This window comes from Bilifractor porci, from assembly GCF_009696005.1.
GTDB classification, from domain to species: domain Bacteria; phylum Bacillota; class Clostridia; order Lachnospirales; family Lachnospiraceae; genus Bilifractor; species Bilifractor porci.
The window spans coordinates 34,216-58,671 of the sequence record NZ_VUMV01000006.1 but is presented as its reverse complement, the minus strand read 5'-3'; the positions used below and the strand labels follow the sequence as shown (position 1 = coordinate 58,671).

The window sequence follows — 24,456 nt, the reverse complement described above, 5'->3', positions numbered from 1 at the left end:
AAAACTCCTCCGCTTTAGTCCTGATAATCCTCCCAGTCTTCATCATCCCACTTTTTTCTGCGGTTCTTCTGAAAACAGTCCTGGCAGATGCTGAAAGGATAATTCCAGTAAAGGGGCTTCCCGCACTGGCGGCAGGTTCTTGTAAAATTTTTATTGCTAAGCTTCTGCATGATCATGGCGGCCACTCTCTCCTTCTTTCGGGAGACCAGGCGGGCCAGATCCTCTTCTGTGTACTGCACGGTCCGGACAAAGCTGAATACCAGATCGCACTCTCTGTAAATTTCTTCCAAATCCTCCAGCGTTGACTTCCGGTGAAGAACCGGCACAAATTTACGCATCGGTTTTTCCGAATAATAATCCAGAATCAGATTTTTCCACATCTGCAGAAGCCGGTGATCACGAGAGTCAAAGGGAATGTTAACCAGAGCCAGCTGCGTATCCTTGTCCAGCATAAAAGTGGCAAATTCCGGTTTTTCCAGAATTCTTGCAAGTGACAGCTGCGTCCGCATGTCCGCCTTCCGAAGAAATTCCGTGTCCTGCACCTTCATCCAGTTGGTGATAATCTCGGAGAGGGGCATATCCAGATCGACGAGGGACTGCGGCATCTGCATCACCGCGTATTTCATCGGCTGATACTGCCCGGTCAGCAGCCTGCGGATCCGCTTCTTATCGGAAAGAGCATTCACCAGGCCTTCATCAAACTGTCCCTTCCGCCCGGCACGCCCGGCAATCTGCTTGACCTCCGACATGGAGAGCGGACGCATGTCCCTGCCGTCAAATTTTTCCGATTCCAGAAAGACCACTCTCCGGATGGGAAGATTCATCCCCATCCCAATGGCATCCGTGCAGACCACTACGCTGCTCTCTCCCTCCAAGAATTTGCGCATTTCGTCCTTACGGACCGAATAGGGCAGCGCGCCGTAAATCACACTTGTTTTTATCCCGTGTTTTTCCAGTTCGGATGCTACCGACAGCACTTTTTTCTTGGAAAAGACCACAAGCGCATCGTGCTGCTGCACACCGCCCGGAAACTGGAACTGGCGGTTTTCCATCCGGAGCGGGACATCCCTGGTGTGCCGCACAACCTCCCAGGTATCGCCGCACATATCTATCAGCTTTTCCACTACCAGCTCCGCGTTCGGTGACATGCAGACATGAATTCTCTCACAGGCGAGACCCAGGATTGCCTTCAGCCAGGCCCATCCCCGGTCCGGATCCTGCAGCATCTGCGCCTCGTCGATCACCGCCACTTTCGGGCCTACGCCAAACTGTCCGGCGCTGTCCATTTTTTCCACCGTACAGGAAAGATGATGCGCGCCGATCCGGTAATCATCCTCTTCTCCTGTCGTCATGGAGCATTCCACTCCCTCCGCCAGCAGCCTTTCCTGCACCTCCAGGGCAAGAAGGCGAAGGGGTGCCAGATAAAGTCCGCTCTCTGCTCCGGCAAGATCCTGAAGCGCCTCGTAAGTCTTTCCTGTGTTCGTCTCCCCCACATGCAGAATGAAATGCCGGTGCAGTTCTCTTGCCTCCGGGTACATCTCCACCGGATTCTGGAGGAGGGTTTCGTTAAACAGCTGGCGAAGCCTCTCCTGCTTCAGCCGCTTTTCCTGTTTTTTTCTCTGTTTTCCCCTGTTGTATTTTTTTGTACGCCAGTATGGGTATGATTTTTTCTTGTCACTCATAAGCTTTCCTGTTCTCTGATTTTTCCTGACGGCCTCCTGCCCCGTTTCCTCCCGATCTGTTCACGATAATAATTCCGACAGATACCAGAAACAGTGCCAGAAGACCGGACAGGCTGAAGGCCTGATTTTTTTCTCCCAATATCAGCGCGGAGAGAAGCACACCGAACAACGGGTTGGAGAAATTGTAGACGGCAATCCGGCTGACCGGATTGTATTTCAGCAGAATACTGTAAAGGGTGTAGGCTGCCGCGGAAATAAACGCCATATACAAGAGCAGAAGCCAGGCATAGCCGGACAAAGGCACCAGCCTTCCGCCTCTCGCAAAGCCGGACACGGCGAGGACCAGCCCTCCCAGAAGGAACTGCCAGCCGCTCAGCATGACCGGATCCTCCGTCCGGCTGAATTTTTTGATAAACCCGGAGGAAAGAGCGGCGCTGAAAGCCGATAGCAGGATGAAGCCCTCTCCTGTCAGCGTGAAGCCAAAGCTGCCCCCGGCTCCCGGAAGCTGAACCAGAAGGACTCCCAGAAAACCGATGATGCTTCCGATGAGCTTCCTGCCTGTCATTTTCTCGTAATGAAAGAGAAAAACAGCGGTAAAGATTGTGAGAAAAATATTGGAGGATTCAATAATGGCGGAACTGACCCCGGAAGCCCTGGCAAGCCCGCTGTAAAACAGGACATACTGCAGAATTGTCTGAAAAAACATGAGAACGAGGACCGGACGGACGGAGGATCGGACCGGATGGAGAAACCGCCTCTTTATCAGGCTTCCCGCCAGGATAACCAGCACACCGGCCAGCGCAAATCTTACCCCTGCAAACAGGATGCGGCCGGCGGCATCCGTTCCGGAGATCTGAAACAGCTGATAGCCTGCTTTTATGCAGGGGAACGCGCTTCCCCAGAGAAAATTGCAGAATACCGCGGTCAGACAGACAATGCCCGGCCTGCTCCAGATCTTATATTGTTCTGCGTTTTCTTTCTGCATCTGCCGTTATCCGCCTTTCTCAGTATGCCCAAAATACCTTTTTCCACCTGCACCGCCTGCCGCAGAAATTTCAGCTTTTTCCCTTTCGGTGCTTCCTTCCCTTTTGTTTTTTCACGGTTTTTTTAACGGAAAACCCGAAGGTTCCAAGCGCGTGCCCAAGACTGTAATAGGTTCCGTGGGAATAAGCGGTCAAACCGGCCTCTTCCATATGAAAGCGGCCCTTCTCATCCAGAAAACGATCCTCTGCCTGCACACAGACCACCTCTGCCAGAAACAGATCATGGCTGCCCAGCTCCAGAACCTGTTTTACCCTGCACTCCAGGCTGACCGGAGACTCTTCGATGGTCGGGCAGTCCAGCACTTTTCCCTTTCCGGGTGTCAGGCCGCATTCCCGGAATTTATCCACCTCTCTTCCGGAGCGTACGCCGCAGAAATCCGCTGCCTTAACCAGCTTTTCCGTCGTCAGATTCACCACAAACACCCCTGTTTTCCGAATCAGTTCATGGGAGTATCTGGACTTCCGGACAGAAATGGAAAGCATTGGCGGATCCGAGCAGACGGTTCCTGCCCATGCTACCGTAATGATATTCGGTTTTCCCTGATCGTCCCGACAGGAAACCATGACGGCAGGAACCGGATAAAGGAAGTTACCGGGTTTCTCAAATGTGGTTTTCATATTTCAAACCTTTCTGTCCGGATTTAACATATACAAGAAACCGCCATGCCCGCTGATGGAACAATATAAGATACTAAATTCCTTTTTTACAGTTTTACAGGCAGGCTTAATACCGTTCATTATACGGTTGCGAACGGTTTCCGTCAATAAGACCGGGGTTTTGGAACAGACGCCTGAAGCGGACCAAATGACGGAATGCAGAAAGAGAGCAGCCCGAAGGCTGCTCTCCCTGTTTTTTATCATTCTGATCTCAACATGAAGTGGAAATTTCTTCCAGGCCTGTTTTAGTCGTACAGGTTCGGAGCGATCTCGGAATCGTTCATGTTGGAGGCATCATACCAGTAACCTTCGGTCGGAACATCCGCCGGGTCGTCACCGTTTGCTGCCATGGTCAGAGCGTAGATAGCATAATAGCCCATCATCAGCGGAGACTGTGTAACTGCACCAAGCAGAGTACCATCCTCGATAGCGCCCTTAATGGTAGAGCCTGCATCAAACCCGATACCGATGACATCGCCGTTGGATACGTCTGTTCCCAGAACACTCAGGTTGGAGTTAGCGGAAACAACGCCTTCTGCTGCAGTCTGGTTGGAACCGAAGATTGCGATGGTGTCATCCTTGGAAAGAATGGTCTGTGCCTCTGTGGAGCAGAGCTCAACAGTGGTCTGTGCCGGAACGGCAACTTCGATGACGACATCGGTATCACCCGTATCTGCGCCTTCTGCCGCATTTACATAGAATTCGTTTCCTTCCACGCTGACAGTCTTGCCGTCTTTCTGAATAAGTTCGATCATCTTGTTGATGAATCCAAGACCACGCTGCTGAATGTTCAGGGCAGTTGCATCCTGGTTTACCTCACCGATGCGGACCTGTCCGTCTGCATTGGCGATCTCGTCCTTGATGGAGTCATACATATGCTCCGCGGCAACCTCTCCGGCCTGTGTATTGTCGGTGGCAACCGTGCAGACAACCGAGCCTTCCGGTGCGTCGGCAATACCGGTATCAAATGCTACGATCGGGATGTTCTTGCTGGCTGCTGTCTTCAGGGCGTCAAGCACGGAAGAGGTATCGCATGCGGCAAGGCCGATTCCCTTCGGGCTGCTGTTGATGGCGCTGTTCAGCATGTTCAGCTGGTCTGCGATATCAGACTCGGAATTCGGTCCCTGTGCGGTGTAGGTAACACCCAGCTCCTCAGCTGCTTTTTTCATACCTTCCTGTGCTGCATCCCAGTAGGTGGACTGGAAAGATTTAACCAGCATCGGGAACTCATAAGCCTCGTTCGCTTTCAGTCCGTCAAACTGTGCGGTGCCGTCATCTCCAGACGCGGCAGCGCTGCTGGAAGCAACCTCCTCAGCCGGTGCGCTTGTGGCTGTTGTCCCTACGGACTCAGAAGAAGCGCTGGATGTGCTGCTTGCCGCCTCTGCCGCGGAGCTGGATGAAGCTGCGCCGGATGCAGAGCTTGCTGCAGATGTGCTGCTGGCAGAACTGGAGCCGCCGCAGGCTGCAAGCATGCTGGCTACCATTGCGGTGCTGAGAAGTGTAGCAATAACTTTCTTTCTCATAAGGTTCCTTTCCTCCTTTGGTAAAAAGTATTGAGTAGTTGTTTATATGAAGTCCTCCTCTTAAACGGACTGCATATTCGGTTGTGTGGTTGATTTTAACATTATGAAAACAAATTGTAAACAGTATTTGAACAAATTATGTACAAACTTTTTCTAAACAATTTGTAAACCCTGTGCCCCGCAGGCGGGGCACACAGATTTATTTACTGTTTCGCCACCGCTCTTTTTCTCTTGATAATATCAATCAGAACAGCGCCGATCAGGACAAATCCGGTGATGATCTGCTGCCAGTTTGCCTGCAGGCCGATGTAAGGAAGACCCGTCTTCAGAAGAACAATGACAAACACACCGGCAAAGGTTCCGATAATGGATCCGTAACCGCCTGTCGCCGCTACGCCGCCGACAAATACACCGCCGATGGCATCCAGCTCCAGGCCTGCCCCGGTTCCCGGCTGAACCGTAGGGGTAACAGCCGCATAGGCAATCGCCGCAAGTCCCGCGAAGAGACCGCAGATCACATAGTCCATGACATGATAGAACTTTACATTGATACCGGAAAGAATCGTCGCTTCCTTATTGGATCCGATGGCAATGGTGTAGCGTCCGAATTTGGTATGATTCAGTACAAATTCCATCACAAGGACAAGGATAACCATCAGGATAATGCCGATCGGGAACTTAAACGCCCCTCTGCCGGATCCGAATGTCAGCTTGAAGATACTGTGGAACCACCCGCCCGGCTGCTTTAATGTCGGCCAGGGAGTCGCGGAGCATCTGGACCCGATGCCTCGTGTTATCATGCAGGTACAAAGGGTTGCCAGGAATGGCGGAAGTCCCATAATTCCGATCAGGACGCCGTTCAGAAGACCGATGGCGCAGCCGAGCAGGATGCAGACCAGCATGGCTACCGCGACAGGGCAGTTATAATTTCTGACAAGCGTTCCGCCGATCAGCGCGTAGCAGACCATTCCGGTTCCGATGGAAAGATCAACGCCTGCCGTAATCAGCGGGAATGTAACGCCGATGGCCATCAGAATGTCATAGTAGGAAAAATCCAGCATACTGAGGATGGAGGAATATTTCCGGAATTCCTTACTGAATATTACATAAACTGTGATCAGAGCGATAATAACAAGAAGTACAATGAACCGCTGATCACCCAAAAGTTTGGATTTCTTCTTTGTCATGTCTGCCTCCCCTTAATCAATATTCCGAGTAGCCTTGTCCATGATACGTTCCTGGGTCGCCTCTTCGATCATAAGCTCTCCGGTCTTGCGTCCCTCGCACATAATCACAATACGGTCACTCATTCTGAGAATCTCAGTCATTTCAGAAGAAATCATGATGATCGATTTACCTTCTGATACCAGTTTGTTCATCAGTTTATAGATTTCGTTCTTCGCCCCTACGTCGATACCGCGGGTAGGCTCGTCGAAAATAAGGATATCACTGTCCCTCACCAGCCATTTCGCGATAACGACCTTCTGCTGATTTCCTCCGGAAAGATTGACGACAAGCTGATCCGCGCTTGGCGTCTTGGTCGCCAGCTCTTTGATATACTTTTCTGCCGCCTTCTTTTCTTTCGCCTTATTGATGAACGGGCCATTGCAGAAATTCTCCATGCTTGCCAGCGTGGAATTTTCTGTAATGGATTTCTCCACAACAATTCCGTAACGCTTCCGGTCCTCGGACAGATATCCGATTCCGGCTTTTACCGCGTCCTGCGGAGAATTGATGGTCACCTCGTGAAGCTGGCCGTCCTTTCCCATAACGGAAATTTTTCCGCTCTGCTTCGGGTCCGCGCCGAAAATAGCCCGCGCGGTTTCGGTACGTCCCGCGCCCATCAGTCCGGAGAAGCCCAGAATCTCGCCCTTCCGGAGTTCAAAGCTGACATCCTGCACCATTCTTCCGGCATTCAGGTTCTCCACCTTCAGGACGACAGGCGCATCCTTCGGAACCATGCTGTGAGTTTTCGGCTCCTCATAAATGACACGGCCTACCATCATGTTGATGATATCTTCCTTGGTGCAATCTTTTGTAATCAGCGTTCCTACATAGCAGCCGTCTCTCATGACGGTAACACGGTCGGTGATGACCTTGATCTCGTCCATACGGTGAGAGATGTAGACAATGCCAAGGTTTTTCTTCCGCAGGTCACGGATGATGTTGAACAGATCCGCGATTTCCTTTTCGGTCAGAGCGGCGGAGGGCTCATCAAAGATGATCAGCTTCGCGTTATGGGAAATCGCCTTGGCGATCTCGCACATCTGCTGCTTGCCGACGGTCAGCTCGCTCATTTTTTCCCGCGGGTTGATGTCGATATGCAGTTCATCGAACAGCTTCTTGGAATCCTCAATCATTTTTTTGTCGTCAATCCGGATCCCCTTTTTCGGCTCGCGTCCGATAAAGATGTTCTGGGCCACGGTCAGATCTCCGACCATGTTCAGCTCCTGATGAACAATAACCACGCCGGCATCCTGTGCCTCACGCGTATTCTGAAACTCTACCTCTTTGCCTTCGTAGGTGATTGTTCCGGAATCCTTTTTGTAAATTCCGGTCAGAACCTTCATCAGCGTAGATTTTCCGGCACCGTTCTCTCCCATCAGGGCGTGTACTTCGCCGCGCCTTACCTCAAGGTCTACATGATCCAGCGCATGAACACCCGGAAAAGATTTGTCGATACCCTTCATTGTAAGAATTACGTCACCCATTCTCTTCTCCTTTCATCAGTTCTTCTTGCGCCGTGCGGAAACATCTGCGTATACGGCAACAATAACGATGATACCGGTTACGATCAGCTGAATATCCTTGCCAAGTCCGAAGGCCAGGATACCTTCCTGCAGAAGAGAAATCGTAACAACACCGATCACTGTACCGAGAATGGAAGCAAGGCCGCCGACCATGGACGTGCCGCCCATGACGCATCCGGCGATTGCCTCATTGTTGTACTGGTCGCCGTATCCCGGCTGTACCGTGGTGTATGCCGCTACAAAGAAGACAGCAGCAACTCCTACCAGAAGGCCGCAGATAACATAGGCAAGCATCTCCCACTTCTTGGTGTTTACACCGGAAAGCCTTACCGCCTCACGATTGGAGCCGAGGCAGAGAATATATCTTCCTGCTTTTGTGTTATAGAGGACAATGCCGCAGACAAATGCCGCAGCCAGGAAAATAATAATTCCGGTAGGAAATCCGTTTACCGCGACGATGTTACGGAACGAACCGCCCGGTGTTCCCTGCATGGGCCAGCTGACGGACTGTGTCTTGGTGAAAACAGCGCCAATTCCCTTTCCGATATTCATGGAAGCCATGGAAACAATAAAGGCCGGAACCGACCAGTAGGCGACCAGATATCCGTTAAAGAGGCCGAATGCAAGGCCTACCAGAATACTGATCAGGATAGATGCCCCGATCGGAACGCCGTACATGTTCAGGCAGTAGCCTGAGATCAGGGCGCAGCAGAACATGACCGGTCCGATTGAGAAATCGATACCGCCGGTTGCGATGACGAATGTTACTCCAAGCGACAGAAATCCAAGGAAGTACACATAATTCAGAGTGTCCAGGATACGCGCAAGGCCGACGAATCCGTGAATGGCAACACAGAAGACGATGTACATCGCAATCAGAACGCCAATCAGAACAACTCTGTTAAATCCGATTTTTCTGACGATTGGATTTTGCTTGAATTTTTCCAATTTTCTCCCTCCAATACAATGTTTGACTTGTTACCTTGTACAAAACGTGAAACGTTTCGTTTCCTTTTCTTTGGTTATTATCGCATAACGCACTGGGTACGTCAATGCATTTTTTATGACTAAACAAACAAAAAGCCTGTCAATTTTCTGTGCAAGCCCACATCTTGCACAATTCACCTCATACAGATTAAGGCAGAATGACGAGCTTTTTCTGCCCGACATTCTGCCTTTTGACTGTCTCTCTAATAAATTATATCGTTTCTCTCTTTTGATCTGTACCTGTCGGAATGACTTCTGCCGCATACAGACAAAACAGGACTTATACCCGGTTTACAGACACCTTATTTGTCCCACAGGGCGTCTGTCCCGTCCGGATCCCAGAGCTCCTGCCAGTCCTCCGCGCCCGGCCACAGGAATACCTGGCCCTTGACCAGACGATTATTGCACTCCATTTTTTTCATCTCTTCCATCTCTTCTTCTGTCAGCGGATCCTCTGTCACGCACTTGAGATTGGAGGTGTAATTTTTTTCTTTGATTGAGAAAGGAATCGGTGTCTGCCCTCTCTGCACCGCCCACTTGATGGCAACCAGAACCGGATGTACGCCGTGTGCCTGCGCGATTTTCCGGATGATCGGCTGCTCCAGGTCCGCAATATCCTCTGCGGTGCGGTCTCTTTCCGGACGGTCCGGGGAGCCAAGCGGGCAGAAGCCTACGGCTTGAATTCCCTGGCTGCGGACGTAGTCAAACAGTTCCTGCTGCTGGAAGCACGGGTGCAGTTCCATCTCGATGGCCGCCGGCTTAATTCGGCAGAGCGGAAGGACTGCCTTCAATTTCGGCAGCGTCATGTTGGACATGCCGATATGCCTGGTAAGCCCCATATCCACCAGACGTTCCATCTGCCTCCATGTCGCCATAAAACGGCCGACAGAGAACGGCTTGGAATCCGGATTTCTCTCAGTACCTTCACATTTCGGCGGATGATAATTCGGAAACGGCCAGTGAACATAATACATGTCCAGATAATCCAGCTGCAGATCCTTCAGAGTACGCGCACAGGCCAGAAGGACATCCCCTTTCCCATGCATATCGTTCCATACCTTGGAGACAATAAACAGATCCTCTCTTTTCACTTCGCCGGCCGCAAACGCTTCCGTGAAAACCTGACCGATCTGCGCCTCATTTCCATAACAGGCGGCGCAGTCAAAATGGCGGTAACCAACCTTAATGGCCCCTCTGACGGCCTCCTGCACCTGTTCCGCCGTCGCATGGTCGCTGCCGAACGTTCCCATGCCTACCGCCGGCATTTTCGCGCCTGTGTAGAGCGTGCGCTGGGGAACTTTTGCCGGATCGATTTTTTCCATCGCTTTCCTCCTTCAACTCTTTGATATTACTACATCTATCTTCCACGCCGCGGTCAGCGGAGCTTTCGTATTTCAATCAGAGGTTCCAGTTTTTTCATATCTTCCATACGGAAAAATCCTGTCCGGTTTGTCATGGCCGCGGCTGCCGAGACAGCGCTTGCCAGCTTCAGCGATTCCGGCATGGAAAGACCTCTTGCGATTCCGGTGCAGAATCCGCCGATCATGGCATCCCCGCATCCGACCGTATTGACCGCGTCGATTCTGGGAACCAGCGCCTGAAAGGCTCCCTCCCCGCAGGACATTAAAGAACCCGAACTTCCGAGAGAGATCACCACTGACGGGATTCCTCTGGCATGGAGTTCTTTTGCCGCGTCCAGAAGTTCCTTCGTATCATCCGGATTCAGTTTCCGGCCGACCAGCATCTGAATCTCATCAATATTGGGCTTGATCATAAACGGATGGTCATCCAGGCATTCTTCCAGCGTTTTTCCGCTTGTATCCAGAATGACCTTCTTCCCTGCCTTTTTGCCTGCGGCAAGCATTCTCTTATAGAGATCCGAGGTGCATCCCTCCGGCATGCTGCCGGAAATGGCGGCGACACTGCAGTCCGCGGCCAGCTCTGTAAATTTCTTCACCAGGCTGTCCTGATTCTGCTGGGTTGCCCTTGCCCCGGGCTCCAGGAATTCGGTCTGGGTGTGATGGCTCTCATCCCAGATGTTGATGCAGCTTCTTGTTTCTCCGCTGCACCAGACAAAATCCTCCCGGATTCCCTCTGCTTTCAGCTTTTCCTGAACAAACTCCCCGGCGTGTCCTCCCAGAAAGCCTGTGGCAATTACATCCTCGCCGGCTATGCGGGCGGTTCGGGAAACATTTAGTCCCTTTCCTCCCGCAGAGAACTCCGCGCTCTTCACCCGGTTCACACTGCCCACGTCAAAGCTCGTGACAACATACCTCTTGTCAATGGCGGCATTTGCCGTTACTGTCAGTATCATCTTATGCCTCCGAATCTACCAGGATTTTTCCCTTGACCTTTCCGGGTTCCTTATACCAGGCAAATGCTTCCGCAAGCCTGGAGAGCGGAACAATTTTCCAGATCATGCGCGGATCATATTTCAGCTGGCCGGTAGCAAAATAGTGGGCGACATCGTCCCATTCATGTCCCGGGAACGGTGCCGAATAAGACATCCAAGAGCCTGTCAGTGTAAACTCCTTGCGGTTGAGATTTTCCCATTCGCTTACGGAGAAGGAAAGTTCTTTTTTCGGCGTCCCGATAAAGCACACCCCAGCCTTATTGGCAGCCAGCTGAAAAGCCATCTTCATGGTAATGGTGTTGCCGGCTGTCTCATAAACATAATCATACCCGACATTCCCGGTCAGGGCCATCGCCTTTTCCATGAAATCCTTCTGCAGGGTATTGATTCCGGCATCCGCTCCAAGCTCTTTTGCCAGTTCCAGCTTCTCATCTACAATATCAAAGACGACCACCTTGCTCGCCCCGAAGATTTTTGCCCACTGCATGGTCAGCATGCCGATCGGGCCGGTTCCCAGAATGGCCACCGTATGTCCGCCCTTATAACCGGTTCTTTCCAGGCCGTGAAGAGCAACCGTGGCAGGCTCAAACAGAGCCGCCTGCTCGAAAGAAACTTCTTCTGAGAATTTCACGGCATTCAGCTCCGGCACAACCACATACTGCGCAAAGCTCCCAAATTGTCTGGAACCGATGAAGCTGTAATGTCTGCACAGGGAATAATCTCCCTTCTGGCAGTCCGCGCATTTCATGCAGGGAACCAGCGGAACCCCGGCTACGCGGTCTCCCGGCTTTACGCGGGTAACTCCCGCCCCGGTTTCTTCCACAACACCGGAAAATTCATGGCCGAGAATGTTCGGGAAGAAATGGCAGGCATCCCCATTGACACGGGGAATATCCGAGCCGCAGATTCCGGTGTATTTTACTTTAACCAGAACCTCTCCTTCTTTCGGAACCGGTTTCTCGATATCCTCATAACGCAGATCTTCTTTGGCGTGCAGAACGCCGGCTTTCATCATAACTGACATTTTCATCCTCCTGTAAAAAATCAATCATCCTGTTAACTTGATGCTGCTGTTCTGCCCTGCGTCCTTCACAGAAGCAAAACAAAAATACGATTACTCTTTCATCATCGGTTCCAGTTTCCGGTAAAGTTCCAGATACGTCTGATAAGCTTTCTCATACTGCTCTCTGCCGGTCATGTTTGGTTGGTGCCGCCTTGTTACACGGACTGTTTTCTTTACCGCTTCATCGTAGTTTCTATATACACCGATTCCTACCCCCGCAAGCATAACCGCGCCCAGCGTAGTAGCTGTGTCAGAAGACGGAACCACAATCGGTTTTCCTGTAACATCCGACTTTATCTGTGTCCACAGCAGACTGTTGGCAGAACCTCCCATGGCACGCAGCACATCTGCCGTTGCACCCGCAGCTTCCGCCACATCCAGATTATGTTTCAGCGCAAAAGCAACTCCCTCCATGCAGGCACGCACCATATGTCCTTTTGTTTTAGAAAAATCCAATCCGTAGAAAACGCCCTTTGCGTAGGGATTCCAGATTGGTGTCCGCTCCCCGCTCATATAGGGAAGAAATACAAGACCGTCACAACCCGGACTTACCTTTTCCGCAAGCTCATTCAGCTGATCCAGCGAAGATTTCCCTGTTTCTTTCTGCATAAGCCGTTCTTCCCCGGCGAATTCCCTCTCAAACCAGCGCATCACACCACCTCCTCCGGTGGTTCCGCCCTGCAGCAGCCACACGTCCGGGACTACGTGGAAGCTCAGGATCAGGCTTGGGTCGGCTTTATACTGATCCAGACAAATGCTCATACCTCCGGCCTGTCCGCCCTGTTCCTGCGTCTCTCCATTATGAATGGCTCCCGTCCCCAGAGTCCCACAGGCTGCATCCAGCCCTCCTGCAATAACCGGAATTCCTTCCGGGAGCCCTGTTTCCTGGGCGGCAGCAGCCGTAACTTTTCCGATAACCTGGTCACAGCGGACAATTTCCGGAAGAAAGCCAACAGGTATTTCCATTTCCTGCGCCATTTCCATATCCCACTTTCCAGTTCTCATGTTAAAGCAGTGCCATCCGTAAGCGGTACACACATCTTCGGTTATTTCTCCAGTCAAGCGGTATCCGATATAACCGTTCGACTGAAGAATTTTTGCTGTTTTATCAAACACCTCCGGCACATTCTCTCTATACCAGAGAACCTTGGACGTTGTATACGTTGGCCGAAGCCAGTTGCCGGCAAGCTGGAAAATACGTTCCGCCCCGATTCTTTCATTTAATTCAGTACAAATACCCTGTGAGCGGGTATCCATCCAGATCGGGGTATTGGTTAAGCTTCTTCCGTCTTTTCCAAGTGCAACCGCGGACCAACTCTGCCCGTCAATCCCGATTCCTTCAATCTCTTCCGGCCTGACAACTCCTGCTTCCCATATTTTCTTCAGCGCAGTGCAGACGCCTTGATACCAATCTTCCGGATTCTGTTCTGCCCATCCCGGATGAGGATAGTAGACCGGATAGTCGCCGGATGCTGTAGCCTTAACATTTCCCTCAAGATCAAAAACAGCCGCCTTGCAGGCGCTTGTGCCAATGTCGATCCCCAGCAGATATTCTGCCATTTTTTCACCTCATTTCATCTTGCTTTTCAAAGGAATTTATACGCTTTACCGATCTGCCCTCCAAAATCTCTGCTGGCAGCCAGATATGCTGCTTTGACTCCGGCTCCTCCCTGGCAAGCCTTCTAATCATAAGTTCAGCCGCCTTGTCCCCGATCTGGCTGATCGGCTGATTGATGATGGTGAGCCGGGGATGGACGGCACGGGCAAACTGCGGATTGTCGAATCCGACCATGGACAATTGATCAGGCACACAGATATTCCTCTCATTTGCAGCAATGACAGCGCCAAAGCTCATCCGATAGCTTGCGGCAATAACAGCGGTCATTCCCGGATTCCTGTCAATTAAAGTATCCATTCCTTCGGTTCCACTATCGATGGTATCCGCACCCTGATAAACAAGCTCTTCTGAAACCTCTATCCCAGCCTCTTCCAAAGATCTCCGATAGCCATAAAGCCGCTGCGTAGCCGCATGATTTGACTGCGGACAGGCCAGAAGGCCGATATTTCTGTGTCCCTTAGATGTCAAAAGCTGTACTGCAGAGCGCACTGCCTGATAATTGTCCACGCAAACGCTGTCACATTCTATCTCATCAATCTGGCGGTCAATTAAAACCACTGGTTTTTTTGCTTTAATATAAGGCATAAGATGTCTGCCGGAAGAATCTACCGGTATATCAAAAATCCCATCCACCCTTCTTCGAAACAGAAACTCTGCCGCTTCCTCTTCCCGGACAGCTTCTGAACGGCAGTCGCAGATCAGCATGGCATACCCGTGCTGACGAAGAATATCTTCTATTCTGCTTAATACCGCGGCATAAAATGTACTGTTCAGCTCAGGAATAATCGCCCCTATCATCCGGGTACGATTTGTCTTTAACTGCCGCGCAGTTTCATTTACTTCATAATGCAGCTCCCGGATTGCCTTTTCAATTTTTTCCTTATTCTGCGGGCGTACATGCCCCCCGTTCAGATAGGATGAGACAGTGGCGACACCGAGACCTGTTTCCCTGGCAATATCTTTTATAGTTGCTGCCATACTGCCCCTCACGTTTATTTAAAAAACTGTTGCCCAGACAAATCCGCGTCCTTCCGTCTCAGGCTTTCCCGTCGCAGCCGCAGACCTTCATTCTGGCCTTAACCAGCGCTTTTACCGCTTCCATTGCCGCCTCTCCATATTTCTTGGGATCCACAACGTCCGGATCCTTCTTAAAGTAATCCGCAACTGCACGGCTATAAGCATTGCGAAGCTCCGTTGCAAAGTTAACCTTGCAGATTCCACGCTTTACGCATTCCCGGACCTGATCGTCCGTAAGTCCGGAGGCACCGTGAAGTACCAGCGGAACCTCCACTACCGCACGTATTTCCGAAAGCCTGTTCACGTCCAGAACCGGTATTCCTTTATAAAATCCATGGGATGTTCCGATCCCAACCGCCAAAGAAGAGATGCCTGTGCGCTCTGCAAATTCCTTTGCCTCCTGAGGATCTGTGTAAATATCTTTTCCATCAGATACTGTGTCGTCTTCCTTTCCTCCGACCTTCCCAAGTTCAGCTTCACATGGAATCCCGACTGCTGCCGCTAAATCCGCCACCTGTTTGCTCACCTTGATATTATCCTCAAACGGAAGCTTTGAGCCGTCCATCATGACAGAAGAATAGCCTGCAACAATACAACGTACTGCCGTCTCATAGCTCGGACCATGATCCAGATGCAGACAAACCGGTACCGAAGCGCGCTCTGCCTCTGACTTAACGATTGCGGCATACGTCTCCGGAGTTCCATACTTTAGTGTTCCGCCGGTTGTCTGAATCATTACCGGGGCATGCAATTCCTCCGCAGCACGGATGATTGCTTTTACCATTTCCATATTCTCGGCATTAAACGCGCCTACCGCATAATGTCCTGCCTGGGCATCCAGAAGCATTTTTTTAGAAGTTACATATGCCATTCCTTTTCATCCTCCATCTCTATGTCTGTACGCGCACGCCTATACCAGACTGCATACAGAAAACAGCAACGCAAAACCGAATCGTTTCGGATACTCTCATTTAACCATGTCGACGGCAGTCTGTCAACACTTTTCCGAATCGTTTCGGTTTTCTTTTCCGGCACTACCAATCTTCCGTATCCCTCTCCGATAATAGGCAGAGGCGTTCTATCTATGGCTTATTTTTGAAAGTTATAATATTTCGTACGTAATTTTAATATTTGCGTTTTTCTTTGTACTGTGCTACACTTGGGCGGAAAGACCAAAAGGAGAGAGATTCATGAACCAGCGGCAGACATCAATTGTAGAATACATAACCGAACACGGAAAAACAGAGGTGCATGTACTTGCAGATATTTTCCAGGTATCCGATGTCACCCTGCGAAAAGATTTGGATTACCTGGTAAAACAAGGAGTCATTCATCGGGAGAGAGGCTATGCTTTGCCAAGCTGTCCGGAAGATATCAACTATCATATGGCGTTTCAGCTCAGTAAAAAGCAGAAAATTGCAAAAGCTGCAGCGGATGTTGTCAGAGACGGAGAAACCATTATGATCGAATCCAGTTCTACCTGTGCCCTGTTTGCAGAGGAACTGGCAAAACGGTATCAGCACATTAACATTGTTACAAACTCTCTTTATCTCTCTAATTATGTCTGTCGGTATCCTTCTGTGCAAATCACTCTGTTAGGGGGAACCTTGCAGCCTCAGAGCCAGTCGCTGGTGGGGCCGATCACAAAAGACGCCGTCCGTTTTTTTCATATTAAGAAAATGTTTACCGGTACAGATGGCTATTCCAAAGAATTCGGTTTCATGGGCGATGACCTTATTCGGGCGGACACCCTGCAGGCGATGATAGACGTCTGCGATTATCCCTATGTGCTGACAACATCAGATAAATTCAGCCATCCCGGAACGGTGTCCTTTTTAAAGCTGGAAAAAGTATACGGCGTTGTCACTGACCCGGATATTTCAGATGAGGAAAGTCAGTTTCTGAAGTCGAAGGGAATTGAAATAAAAATTGCAGAATAAAAAAGGAGGAATAACATGAATACTATTGATCCATCGCTGGTTCCCCAGCGAAAACTCAGCAACGGGATGGTTATTCCCGGCATCGGAATGGGTACGTTCGGAAATGATCGTTTTAGTTCTGCGCAGGTCTCCGAAGCAGTTTACGGCGCAATAAAAGCCGGATACCGTTTGTTTGACTGTGCCGCAGCATATGGAAATGAAAATGAAATCGGACAAGTTTTTTCCCGTGCCTTCGCGGATGGTCTTGTACAAAGAAACGAAATAACGATAATATCCAAGCTTTGGAACAACATGCACGGCAAGGGAGATGTGCTGGTGGCCTGTGCACAAAGTCTGTGTGATCTCTGTCTGGATTACCTGGACATTTATATGGTACACTGGCCATTTCCAAACTATCATGAGCCGGGCGCTAATATAGAGGGACGCAATCCCGATGCCGTGCCATTTTCTCTTCAGGAATACATGACAACCTGGCGGCAGATGGAGCATCTGGTTGATCTCGGATTAGTCCGTACCATAGGGATGTCGAACATGACCATCACAAAACTGGAACAGGTACTCCCTCTTTGCCGAATTAAACCGACCGTTCTGGAAGTAGAAATGAATCCCACCTTCCAGCAGCCCGGACTGTTTGAGTACTGCCTGAAACATCAGATTCTGCCGATTGCCTTCAGTCCTATGGGCTCTCCCTGCCGACCTGAACGTGATACCGAAAAAAATGATGTGGAGACATTCAAGCTTCCTGAGCTTGTGGAAATTGCCCAGGCACATCATTGTCATCCGGCAGAAGTCTGCGTCAAATGGGCCGTTCAGAGAGGCCAGGTTCCGATCCCGTTTTCTGTCGATGAAAATGAATATACTGCAAATCTTCGCTGCACAACCCGTGATTTTCTCACCGAAGAAGAAATGTCCCGTTTTGCTGCTGCAGATAAAAATTACAGGTTAATCAAGGGAAAAATCTTTTTATGGAAGGACGCAAAAGACTGGCGGGATATCTGGGATAATGAATCCTGACAGACAGAGACAGACAGCCGAAGACCTGTTACTCAGGGAAAGCATAAGGAGGAAAGCATGAAATACTTACTTGATACTGCGAATTTAAATGAAATAAAGGAATACACAGATATTTTTCCCATTGATGGAATCACGTCAAATCCGTCCATTGTGAAACGAGAGGGAAAAATCAAATTTTTCGAGCACATGAATAACATACGATCCATTATCGGAATAGATAAAACCCTTCATATCCAGGTTACCTCTATGGAAACCGAGGGCATGCTGCAAGATGCCGATACCCTGCTGAATAAAGTGGACAGCCAGATCTATATTAAAATTCCCGTCACCATGGAAGGTATAAAGGCTATAAAAATCCTGAAATCCCGTGGAATCCATGTCACCGCAACAGCGATCTATGGAAAATCACAGGCATTTCTCGCACTGGAAGCCGGGGCGGATTATCTGGCACCCTATTATAACCGGATGGAAAATATCGGAATTGATTCTGATGATGTAATCGCCGGTATCGCAGAAATGATTGACCGGTATCATTATCCGGCCAAAATACTGGCCGCCAGCTTTAAAAACGCGGGTCAGGTAGAACGTGCTTTCGAGTCAGGCGCACAGGCTGCCACGGTAGACCCCTCTATTTTAAAAAACGTTCTGGAACAGCCGCAGATTACAAACGCTGTAAATGTTTTCGACAGTGACTGGAAATCCATTTTCGGAAATGTTCCAATCGCAAAGCTTGACTAAGTTCTTTTCACACATACCGCAAACACCTTTTCGCTGCTGCCCCTTGAAATGCCGGTTTCTCACCGGCAGCAACAGGGAAATGGCGGTTTGCGGGAAATGTGTCTCATACAATTGCAGCCTTTTTCATCAGCCGATCTTTAAACGCCTGAATCATAGGTCCATTGAAGAAGGCATTGATCAATGTGCCGATTCCTATAATCTCCCTTAAGGGATTGTGTCCGGCAAGGCAGAACAGCACCCCGATTATTACGCACAAAACATCTGCCGCAACCCTGCCGGTACGAAAGGTCATTTTTTCTCCGCTGATCTTATGAATAACAAAAGCTATACTGTCATAGGGCGCAAGTCCAATATTTGCCTCAATGGACATTGCTACTCCAAACGCACAGCAGAAAACTCCCACGGCAAGAAAAACGATCCTGAGTCCTAATCCTGGTGTTATATGCAGACAGGAAAGAACCAGCCAGCAATAAAAGTCAGCGATGTATCCGGTACACACCATATTGACAATTGTACCGATTCCTATATTTTCTCTTGCAGTAATATAAACCAGAATCAGCAAGGCAATGTTTAGCAGCAGCTGCCAGGTTCCGAACGTCATCCGTATATACCCGCTAATACCAAGATTCATACAGGTAAAGGCATCTGTCCCGAAGCTGCCAAGCCGATATCCTGCTACTCCGGTTCCGATAAAAAAAACACCAATTAACATGGCTGTCAATCTTCTGCGCAAAACCTTTTGACGCATTACAGTTCCCCCTCTGATTTGTCTGTCTGCTGAAGTCCGATTTCATCGGTATTATAATGGGATACCGGTTTTAATACAACTCTTAATTTTTAAATTCCGACATATTTATTGCGGATACCGCTTCACAGAAATTGCTGTCCCTATAACCTGCAGATTGAAAAATCAGGCTTCAAAAAAGCTGCTGTTTTCATTAAGGAAAAGCAGCAGCTGTCTGTCCTGTTATTTTATAACCGTTATGCCTTTCTGTGCGAATAATCGCCGATCTCTTTTCCCCATTTTGCAAAATTCACAATATTTTCCAATGGCATGTCGTCCTGGAAATTACTCGTCGGAGCCATAATATATCCTCCGTTTTTCCCGAGAGATTCGACTCGCTCCTTCATCTGCTTGCGCACGACATCTTTTCCATACACAAGGCCTGTCTGTTCATCAATGGAGCCATGAAAGATTACCTTATCCCCAAATTCTTCAGCAAGACGATAGGTGTCCATCTCGGCGGCAGAAGGCTGTACAGGATTCAATACATCTACACCTGTCTCAAGAATATCCGGAAGAAGGCGATAAACAGAGCCGCAGGTATGATGAAAAATCTTCGCGTGCGGGGCTTTACTCCGAATAAAGTCGTTCAGTTTTTTACGGCGTGGAAGGATCATCTCTTCAAAGAGATCCGGTGACATTATCGGCCCGCGCTGCGTTCCATAATCATCTGCTGTTTCTACCATCTGAACATATTCACCACATGGGGTAAGAAGAACATCATACATCCCCATTTGAATATCCAAAATCTTATCCAGCAGATAGTTTGCGAAGTCCTTGTTGATCATCATATCAACCAGCATTTTCTCCATCCCGGAAAGCTCCCAGGAAAGTTCAAAAATTCCATGCGATACAGATCTAGCTGCCAGTGCATATGTCGTATTCTCATATAAATCTTTTATTCTTTCCCTGATTCCTCTGTCGCGTCCGGGTGCGTACGGATCCGGCCAGGAATAATGCCGAAGATCGTCAATGGAATCTGCATTGGCAAGAGGACAGCTGGAATTCTGCGCAAGATTTGTCTTCATTGTTTTTTGAATTCCCCAGTCTGTCATTGCATGTCCGTTTTCATCGAATGACCAATCCGCTCCTTCCGGCGGCATCAGGAATACATGGCGGAAATCACTTCCTAAAGCCTCCAGGACATCATCATTATATCTTGATGCAGATTCATCCGGTCTGAAAACAATGTCTTCGCTGGAAATATGAAAGTAATCTTTGACCCTCTTCATCGTCGGATCAGTCAGGCCGGATGCCGTTGACCCGATATCGACCGCAACCCGATCCGGCATCTTGTGATCTAAAATTGTCTGAACCCGCTCTCTGGAAGTCATCATTTCTCTCTAGTCCTCCTTGCTTAGTGGTTTGTTAATTCATTTACAATATATGCTGTGTGTTTGTTTTTGTCCATATCTTTTTAATAATTTAATTTAGATGTTTATTATTGTTTGTTTCTCTTGCTTTTTTCTCGCTTTATGATAAAATCTTAGCATACAAAAAGCACAGACCATGCCAGCAATCTCTTTGACAGTCAGCCTTTTCATCCAGATTTACCGTCATATCTGCAGGAAGAAAAATGAATAATATATTAGAAGACCAAATCATAAAGCTCCTGGAGCAGAAGAAAAATATCAGTGTCCACGAACTGTCGGAACGGCTTTTTGTCTCTGACATGACAATCCGTCGTTACTTAAATAAAATGCAGGAAGAACATATACTGAGACGTTTTCACGGAGGAGCAACGCTGTTGGAAGAACATGCGGCCAGACCTGAAAACAAACTGTCGAATACTGTTTCCGACGCCAAATGGAAGGTAGGAAAAAAAGGAGCGGAATTTCTCCAGAATCTCTGCCATTCGGAAAAAATATCATCACTTGCCTTCTTATCCGGAAGCACGGTGTTGTCGATGATACAGCAGATTGATTTCAAAATAAAAGCCGCCGTGACCACCGACTCAATCGCGACAGCATATGAGCTTTCTACCTCTTCCATTTCAGATAACGTCATTATGATCGGAGGTAAGATATCCCAGCCGGATCTGAACGTATTTGGTATTCTTGCAGACCAGGCACTCCAGTCCCTTTCCTTTGACTACTGTTTTACGGGCATTGCCGGGATCAGCACCAACGGGGATTTATACTGCTATGAATACACACATGCTTCTGTCATCAATACTATTTTTTCATCCAGTGAACATATTGTGATCATGGCAGATCATTCTAAAATAGGAAGAAGCCGGCTTGTCCGGATCTGTCCGGTTGACAGCCGCTTTATCCTTCTGACCGATGACGCCTCTCCCAAAGAGATGCTTGACCTTCTGCAGAAAAAAGGCATGATCATCCCTTGAAAAGCATGCCTCCATTCTTTTATGCACGTAAAAAGGCTGTTACTTTACCGCACAGAAAATGCGAGAAAGAAAACAGCCTTCTTCTCCTGTCAGATACTGAAACGCAATATCAAAATACGCGAGGCATCAGTTTTTTTCATCCCAATCCATTACACGTATTGCTTCTTTTTCTACAGCCAGACCTTTCTTATACCTTTCCGTGAAAGTTTCGTAGCCCTGCACCTCCTCCGGATCCGCCATGACAGTGGTTCCGTGCATTCCGGAAAAAATTCTCTTGTCCAGATATTCTTCCAGCGTCATTCCTTTTCCGTCTGCCAGGAACGCGGCAAGGAGAGCAATTCCCCAGGCTCCTCCCTCATTCGCCGTATCCATAACAGTAACAGGAGCATTGACCGAAGCGGACAGGTATCTCTGCGCAACCCCCTTCGTCTTGAAAAGTCCGCCGTGCCCGGTAAGTCTGTCTATTTTCACTTCCTCATCTTTCATCAGGATATCCATGCCTAGCTTCACCGCCCCCAGAGAGGTATACAGGTTCACTCTCATGAAATTCGCCAGATTAAACCTGCTGGACGGTGTCCGTAAAAAGGCAAGCCTGCCCTCATTGATCATGGTCACATTTTCACCGGAATAATACCCGTATGCCATCAAGCCTCCGCAGTCCGGATCCCCCTCCAGGGAATGTGTGTAAAGTTTCTGAAAAAGTTCTCCTGTGTCCGCCTGAATCCCCATCAGCTCACAGAACTCTCTGAAAATACCCACCCAGGCATTCAGGTCTGAGGTACCGTTGTTTGCGTGAGACATGGCGCAGGGATATCCTGTCGGCGTCGTTACCATATCAATCTCCCTGTGCAGCTTCCGCAGCGGCTTTTCCAGAACGATCATGGCAAATGTACTGGTACCGGCAGATACATTTCCCGTACGGACAGCAACAGAATTGGTGGCAACCATTCCGGTTCCGGCATCGCCCTCCGGAGGACAGAGCGGGATTCCCGCTTCCAGCTGTCCGCTTTCATCCAGAAAAGCGGCACCTTCCTCCGTCAGAAAGCCTGCCTGCTCTCCCGCGGACAGTACCTTCGGGAAAATATCACGGAGCTTCCAGGAAAAATGGTATTTCTCAATCAGCTGGTCAAACTGCTCGACCATCCGCTGGTCATAATCCCGCTTCTCAGAGTCAATAGGAAACATTCCCGCCGCATCACCGATTCCAAGCACCCGTTCTCCTGTCAGGAGCCTGTGAATATAACCGGAAAGCGTCACAACATAATCCAGCTTTTTCACATGTTCTTCTCCGTCCAGAATTCTCTGGTACAGATGTGCGACGCTCCAGCGGAGGGGTATATTAAACTGAAACAATTCGGTCAGTTCATCCGCCGCCTGCTGTGTATTGGTATTCCGCCATGTCTGGAAAGGCGCAAGCTGTCTGCCCTCTGCATCCAGAGCCATATACCCGTGCATCATGGCGCTGATGCCGATCGCTCCCGTCCTTTTCAGCGCAACACCGTACTTTTTCTTCACTTCTTCCCGCAGGGACGAATAGCTTCCCCGCAGGCCTGCGTGAATATCCTCCAGGCTGTAAGTCCAGATCCCGTTTTTCAGGGAGTTTTCCCAATCATAAAACCCGACCGCAAGAACCTTTCCGGAACCATCCACCAGAACTGATTTTATTCTCGTAGATCCCAGCTCTATGCCCAGCGCGGTTCTCCCATTTTCGATATTCTGAATATCCATTTTTACCTCCAGTAAAACCATTCCCTGATAAACAATTTTTAAATTTCATTCTCAAAAATTCTGATTTGTATTAAGGCTGCACCTTCTGCAACCTGATCCGCCCCGGAACGTGAACAAAACACAAAATCATCCGCATTACTGTTAAACGGCTCAAGACTGTTTATTTTCTTTCTCAACTCAGGAAGATCTTCTTTCATCAATTCTCCAACATAACCGCCCAGAATCACTGGTATATCGAGAAGCATATGGATATTATGAACTCCCATCGCAAGATGATCCGTATAAGTATTCCATAGCCCTAACGCCGCACGGTCACCGGCATGCAGTATTTCGAAAAATTCTTCGATATTCCCATCTGTCAGGACATCCAGCACTCCACATCTGCAAACCGTATCAAAACATCCCCTGTGTCCGCAATAACATTCCCCGGCATTGCGATCTGTTATCAGCTTCATATGCCCTATTTCGCCGCACCAGTTATCCTGCCCATGCACAATTTTTCTGTCCAGCATAAGAGCCCCGCCAACTGAACTGGAAAGGCTGATATAAAAAGCGTCCCTCATATCCGGCCATTTATTAAGTTCTGCGAAAGCTCCTGCATCCGAATCATGCAGCAAGGCTGTTTTATATGGAATATATTTTGAAATCTCAGTTTTTGTCACACCAGTAAAATCAGAAGTATGTCCATACTGAACATATTCACCATCTCTCGAGATCAGTCCAGGCAGCGCTATTCCCACCCCAAGTAGATTGGAAGGTAGAATATTGTTTTTTTGAACAATTGCTTTCAGCTGTTCCCCGACATATTTCAGATACCCGTCCGAACGGAGATTCAAGGCTGCCTTTACTTTTTTCTGATCCAGAATCTCCCCCCTCAAATCTGCCAAGACAAAAGTCATTTTATTCTGTGCCAGGTACAATCCGATCGAGCAATACGTATCACTGCAAAAATCATAGGAAACAGCAGAACGACCTTCTGTTTTTTGTTTATTAAAGGAAGGCACAATAAGACCATTTCCAACTAATACTTTAACCGCATTGGCAACAGTCGGATAACTCAGTCCAAGATTCTTTGAGATCTCCTGTCGGGTAGAAGGGTTATGATCTTTGATATACTGGTATGTCCTTATTCTGCTGTTACTGCTGCCTCTCTCCTGCAGACAGAAATCTTTCATATTTTTTATCCCAGAAAAATTTTCATATTAAAAAAGG

General features: G+C 49.0%; 21 protein-coding genes. 4 read left to right on the top strand and 17 right to left on the bottom strand.

Translation table 11 applies throughout. From position 1 onward, the window contains the following. Positions 1–14 precede the first annotated feature (14 nt). The 13 genes from FYJ60_RS08955 to FYJ60_RS08895 all read right to left on the bottom strand — a co-directional run bounded on the left by FYJ60_RS08955 (position 15) and on the right by FYJ60_RS08895 (position 15,564). A complete protein-coding gene (locus FYJ60_RS08955; protein ID WP_154458342.1) occupies positions 15–1,682 on the bottom strand; it encodes a helicase-related protein in 1,668 nt (555 codons plus the stop codon). After that, positions 1,675–2,667: a DMT family transporter gene (locus FYJ60_RS08950; RefSeq protein ID WP_154458341.1), complete on the bottom strand. Its 993-nt coding sequence runs from the start codon at positions 2,665–2,667 to the stop codon at positions 1,675–1,677. The genes FYJ60_RS08955 and FYJ60_RS08950 overlap by 8 nt, the downstream gene beginning before the upstream one ends. A gap of 70 nt (positions 2,668–2,737) precedes the next feature. Then, positions 2,738–3,343, bottom strand: coding sequence for a flavin reductase family protein (locus tag FYJ60_RS08945; RefSeq protein WP_154458340.1), 606 nt, complete (start codon positions 3,341–3,343; stop codon positions 2,738–2,740). Positions 3,344–3,627: 284 nt separating this feature from the next. Further along, positions 3,628–4,905, bottom strand: a complete 1,278-nt coding sequence (locus tag FYJ60_RS08940) for a substrate-binding domain-containing protein (RefSeq protein WP_154458339.1) — start codon at positions 4,903–4,905, stop codon at positions 3,628–3,630. A 203-nt stretch (positions 4,906–5,108) separates the two neighbouring features. Beyond that, a complete protein-coding gene (locus FYJ60_RS08935) occupies positions 5,109–6,092 on the bottom strand; it encodes an ABC transporter permease (RefSeq protein ID WP_154458338.1) in 984 nt (327 codons plus the stop codon). Between the two features lie 12 nt (positions 6,093–6,104). Beyond that, complete coding sequence (locus FYJ60_RS08930) at positions 6,105–7,616, bottom strand: sugar ABC transporter ATP-binding protein (protein WP_154458337.1); 1,512 nt, start codon at positions 7,614–7,616, stop codon at positions 6,105–6,107. 15 nt (positions 7,617–7,631) lie between these two features. Further along, entirely contained in the window at positions 7,632–8,603 is a 972-nt protein-coding gene (locus FYJ60_RS08925) for an ABC transporter permease (protein WP_205839041.1), read from the bottom strand. Between the two features lie 341 nt (positions 8,604–8,944). Then, positions 8,945–9,964, bottom strand: a complete 1,020-nt coding sequence (locus tag FYJ60_RS08920) for an aldo/keto reductase (RefSeq protein ID WP_154458336.1) — start codon at positions 9,962–9,964, stop codon at positions 8,945–8,947. Between the two features lie 53 nt (positions 9,965–10,017). Then, the gene (gene pfkB / locus FYJ60_RS08915; RefSeq protein WP_154458335.1) at positions 10,018–10,956 is read right to left on the bottom strand and encodes a 1-phosphofructokinase; all 939 of its coding nucleotides are present in this window, start codon (positions 10,954–10,956) and stop codon (positions 10,018–10,020) included. A gap of 1 nt (position 10,957) precedes the next feature. Continuing rightward, entirely contained in the window at positions 10,958–12,007 is a 1,050-nt protein-coding gene (locus tag FYJ60_RS08910) for a galactitol-1-phosphate 5-dehydrogenase (RefSeq protein ID WP_154458451.1), read from the bottom strand. 102 nt (positions 12,008–12,109) lie between these two features. Then, entirely contained in the window at positions 12,110–13,618 is a 1,509-nt protein-coding gene (gene xylB / locus FYJ60_RS08905; RefSeq protein WP_154458334.1) for a xylulokinase, read from the bottom strand. 4 nt (positions 13,619–13,622) lie between these two features. After that, the gene (locus FYJ60_RS08900; RefSeq protein WP_154458333.1) at positions 13,623–14,654 is read right to left on the bottom strand and encodes a LacI family DNA-binding transcriptional regulator; all 1,032 of its coding nucleotides are present in this window, start codon (positions 14,652–14,654) and stop codon (positions 13,623–13,625) included. Positions 14,655–14,712: 58 nt separating this feature from the next. Beyond that, the gene (locus FYJ60_RS08895) at positions 14,713–15,564 is read right to left on the bottom strand and encodes a class II fructose-bisphosphate aldolase (protein ID WP_154458332.1); all 852 of its coding nucleotides are present in this window, start codon (positions 15,562–15,564) and stop codon (positions 14,713–14,715) included. A 319-nt stretch (positions 15,565–15,883) separates the two neighbouring features. Between FYJ60_RS08895 and FYJ60_RS08890 the strand changes: the two genes are divergently transcribed. The 3 genes from FYJ60_RS08890 to FYJ60_RS08880 are packed head-to-tail and all read left to right on the top strand — an operon-like array spanning position 15,884 to position 18,385. Continuing rightward, positions 15,884–16,633, top strand: a complete 750-nt coding sequence (locus FYJ60_RS08890) for a DeoR/GlpR family DNA-binding transcription regulator (protein ID WP_154458331.1) — start codon at positions 15,884–15,886, stop codon at positions 16,631–16,633. 15 nt (positions 16,634–16,648) lie between these two features. Next, positions 16,649–17,647: an aldo/keto reductase gene (locus FYJ60_RS08885; protein WP_154458330.1), complete on the top strand. Its 999-nt coding sequence runs from the start codon at positions 16,649–16,651 to the stop codon at positions 17,645–17,647. A gap of 57 nt (positions 17,648–17,704) precedes the next feature. Beyond that, complete coding sequence (locus FYJ60_RS08880) at positions 17,705–18,385, top strand: fructose-6-phosphate aldolase (RefSeq protein ID WP_154458329.1); 681 nt, start codon at positions 17,705–17,707, stop codon at positions 18,383–18,385. A gap of 103 nt (positions 18,386–18,488) precedes the next feature. Here FYJ60_RS08880 and FYJ60_RS08875 read toward each other — a convergent pair whose 3' ends face one another. Beyond that, positions 18,489–19,097, bottom strand: coding sequence for a YczE/YyaS/YitT family protein (locus FYJ60_RS08875; protein WP_235903376.1), 609 nt, complete (start codon positions 19,095–19,097; stop codon positions 18,489–18,491). Positions 19,098–19,366: 269 nt separating this feature from the next. Further along, positions 19,367–20,506, bottom strand: coding sequence for a uroporphyrinogen decarboxylase family protein (locus FYJ60_RS08870; RefSeq protein WP_154458327.1), 1,140 nt, complete (start codon positions 20,504–20,506; stop codon positions 19,367–19,369). 239 nt (positions 20,507–20,745) lie between these two features. On the opposite strand from FYJ60_RS08870, the gene FYJ60_RS08865 reads away from it, so the two are divergent. Further along, positions 20,746–21,516, top strand: a complete 771-nt coding sequence (locus FYJ60_RS08865; protein WP_154458326.1) for a DeoR/GlpR family DNA-binding transcription regulator — start codon at positions 20,746–20,748, stop codon at positions 21,514–21,516. 126 nt (positions 21,517–21,642) lie between these two features. On the opposite strand, the gene FYJ60_RS08860 is transcribed toward FYJ60_RS08865, so the two are convergent. Then, positions 21,643–23,244 (bottom strand): xylulokinase, encoded by a 1,602-nt coding sequence (locus FYJ60_RS08860; RefSeq protein ID WP_154458325.1) that lies wholly within the window; start codon positions 23,242–23,244, stop codon positions 21,643–21,645. A 38-nt stretch (positions 23,245–23,282) separates the two neighbouring features. Next, positions 23,283–24,419 (bottom strand): ROK family transcriptional regulator, encoded by a 1,137-nt coding sequence (locus FYJ60_RS08855; protein WP_154458324.1) that lies wholly within the window; start codon positions 24,417–24,419, stop codon positions 23,283–23,285. Positions 24,420–24,456: the final 37 nt, after the last annotated feature.

What these genes read in the sequence shown, in the direction of transcription:
- FYJ60_RS08930 (WP_154458337.1), bottom strand. Translation starts at nt 7,616, where the DNA reads ATGGGTGACGTAATTCTTACAATGAAGGGTATCGACAAATCTTTTCCG.
- pfkB (WP_154458335.1), bottom strand. Translation starts at nt 10,956, where the DNA reads ATGATACTGACAGTAACGGCAAATGCCGCCATTGACAAGAGGTATGTT.
- FYJ60_RS08895 (WP_154458332.1), bottom strand. Translation starts at nt 15,564, where the DNA reads ATGGCATATGTAACTTCTAAAAAAATGCTTCTGGATGCCCAGGCAGGA.
- FYJ60_RS08875 (WP_235903376.1), bottom strand. Translation starts at nt 19,097, where the DNA reads ATGTTAATTGGTGTTTTTTTTATCGGAACCGGAGTAGCAGGATATCGG.
- FYJ60_RS08955 (WP_154458342.1), bottom strand. Translation starts at nt 1,682, where the DNA reads ATGAGTGACAAGAAAAAATCATACCCATACTGGCGTACAAAAAAATAC.
- FYJ60_RS08920 (WP_154458336.1), bottom strand. Translation starts at nt 9,964, where the DNA reads ATGGAAAAAATCGATCCGGCAAAAGTTCCCCAGCGCACGCTCTACACA.
- FYJ60_RS08890 (WP_154458331.1), top strand. Translation starts at nt 15,884, where the DNA reads ATGAACCAGCGGCAGACATCAATTGTAGAATACATAACCGAACACGGA.
- FYJ60_RS08900 (WP_154458333.1), bottom strand. Translation starts at nt 14,654, where the DNA reads ATGGCAGCAACTATAAAAGATATTGCCAGGGAAACAGGTCTCGGTGTC.
- FYJ60_RS08910 (WP_154458451.1), bottom strand. Translation starts at nt 12,007, where the DNA reads ATGAAAGCCGGCGTTCTGCACGCCAAAGAAGATCTGCGTTATGAGGAT.
- xylB (WP_154458334.1), bottom strand. Translation starts at nt 13,618, where the DNA reads ATGGCAGAATATCTGCTGGGGATCGACATTGGCACAAGCGCCTGCAAG.
- FYJ60_RS08950 (WP_154458341.1), bottom strand. Translation starts at nt 2,667, where the DNA reads ATGCAGAAAGAAAACGCAGAACAATATAAGATCTGGAGCAGGCCGGGC.
- FYJ60_RS08885 (WP_154458330.1), top strand. Translation starts at nt 16,649, where the DNA reads ATGAATACTATTGATCCATCGCTGGTTCCCCAGCGAAAACTCAGCAAC.
- FYJ60_RS08855 (WP_154458324.1), bottom strand. Translation starts at nt 24,419, where the DNA reads ATGAAAGATTTCTGTCTGCAGGAGAGAGGCAGCAGTAACAGCAGAATA.
- FYJ60_RS08945 (WP_154458340.1), bottom strand. Translation starts at nt 3,343, where the DNA reads ATGAAAACCACATTTGAGAAACCCGGTAACTTCCTTTATCCGGTTCCT.
- FYJ60_RS08880 (WP_154458329.1), top strand. Translation starts at nt 17,705, where the DNA reads ATGAAATACTTACTTGATACTGCGAATTTAAATGAAATAAAGGAATAC.
- FYJ60_RS08935 (WP_154458338.1), bottom strand. Translation starts at nt 6,092, where the DNA reads ATGACAAAGAAGAAATCCAAACTTTTGGGTGATCAGCGGTTCATTGTA.
- FYJ60_RS08870 (WP_154458327.1), bottom strand. Translation starts at nt 20,506, where the DNA reads ATGATGACTTCCAGAGAGCGGGTTCAGACAATTTTAGATCACAAGATG.
- FYJ60_RS08860 (WP_154458325.1), bottom strand. Translation starts at nt 23,244, where the DNA reads ATGGATATTCAGAATATCGAAAATGGGAGAACCGCGCTGGGCATAGAG.
- FYJ60_RS08865 (WP_154458326.1), top strand. Translation starts at nt 20,746, where the DNA reads ATGAATAATATATTAGAAGACCAAATCATAAAGCTCCTGGAGCAGAAG.
- FYJ60_RS08940 (WP_154458339.1), bottom strand. Translation starts at nt 4,905, where the DNA reads ATGAGAAAGAAAGTTATTGCTACACTTCTCAGCACCGCAATGGTAGCC.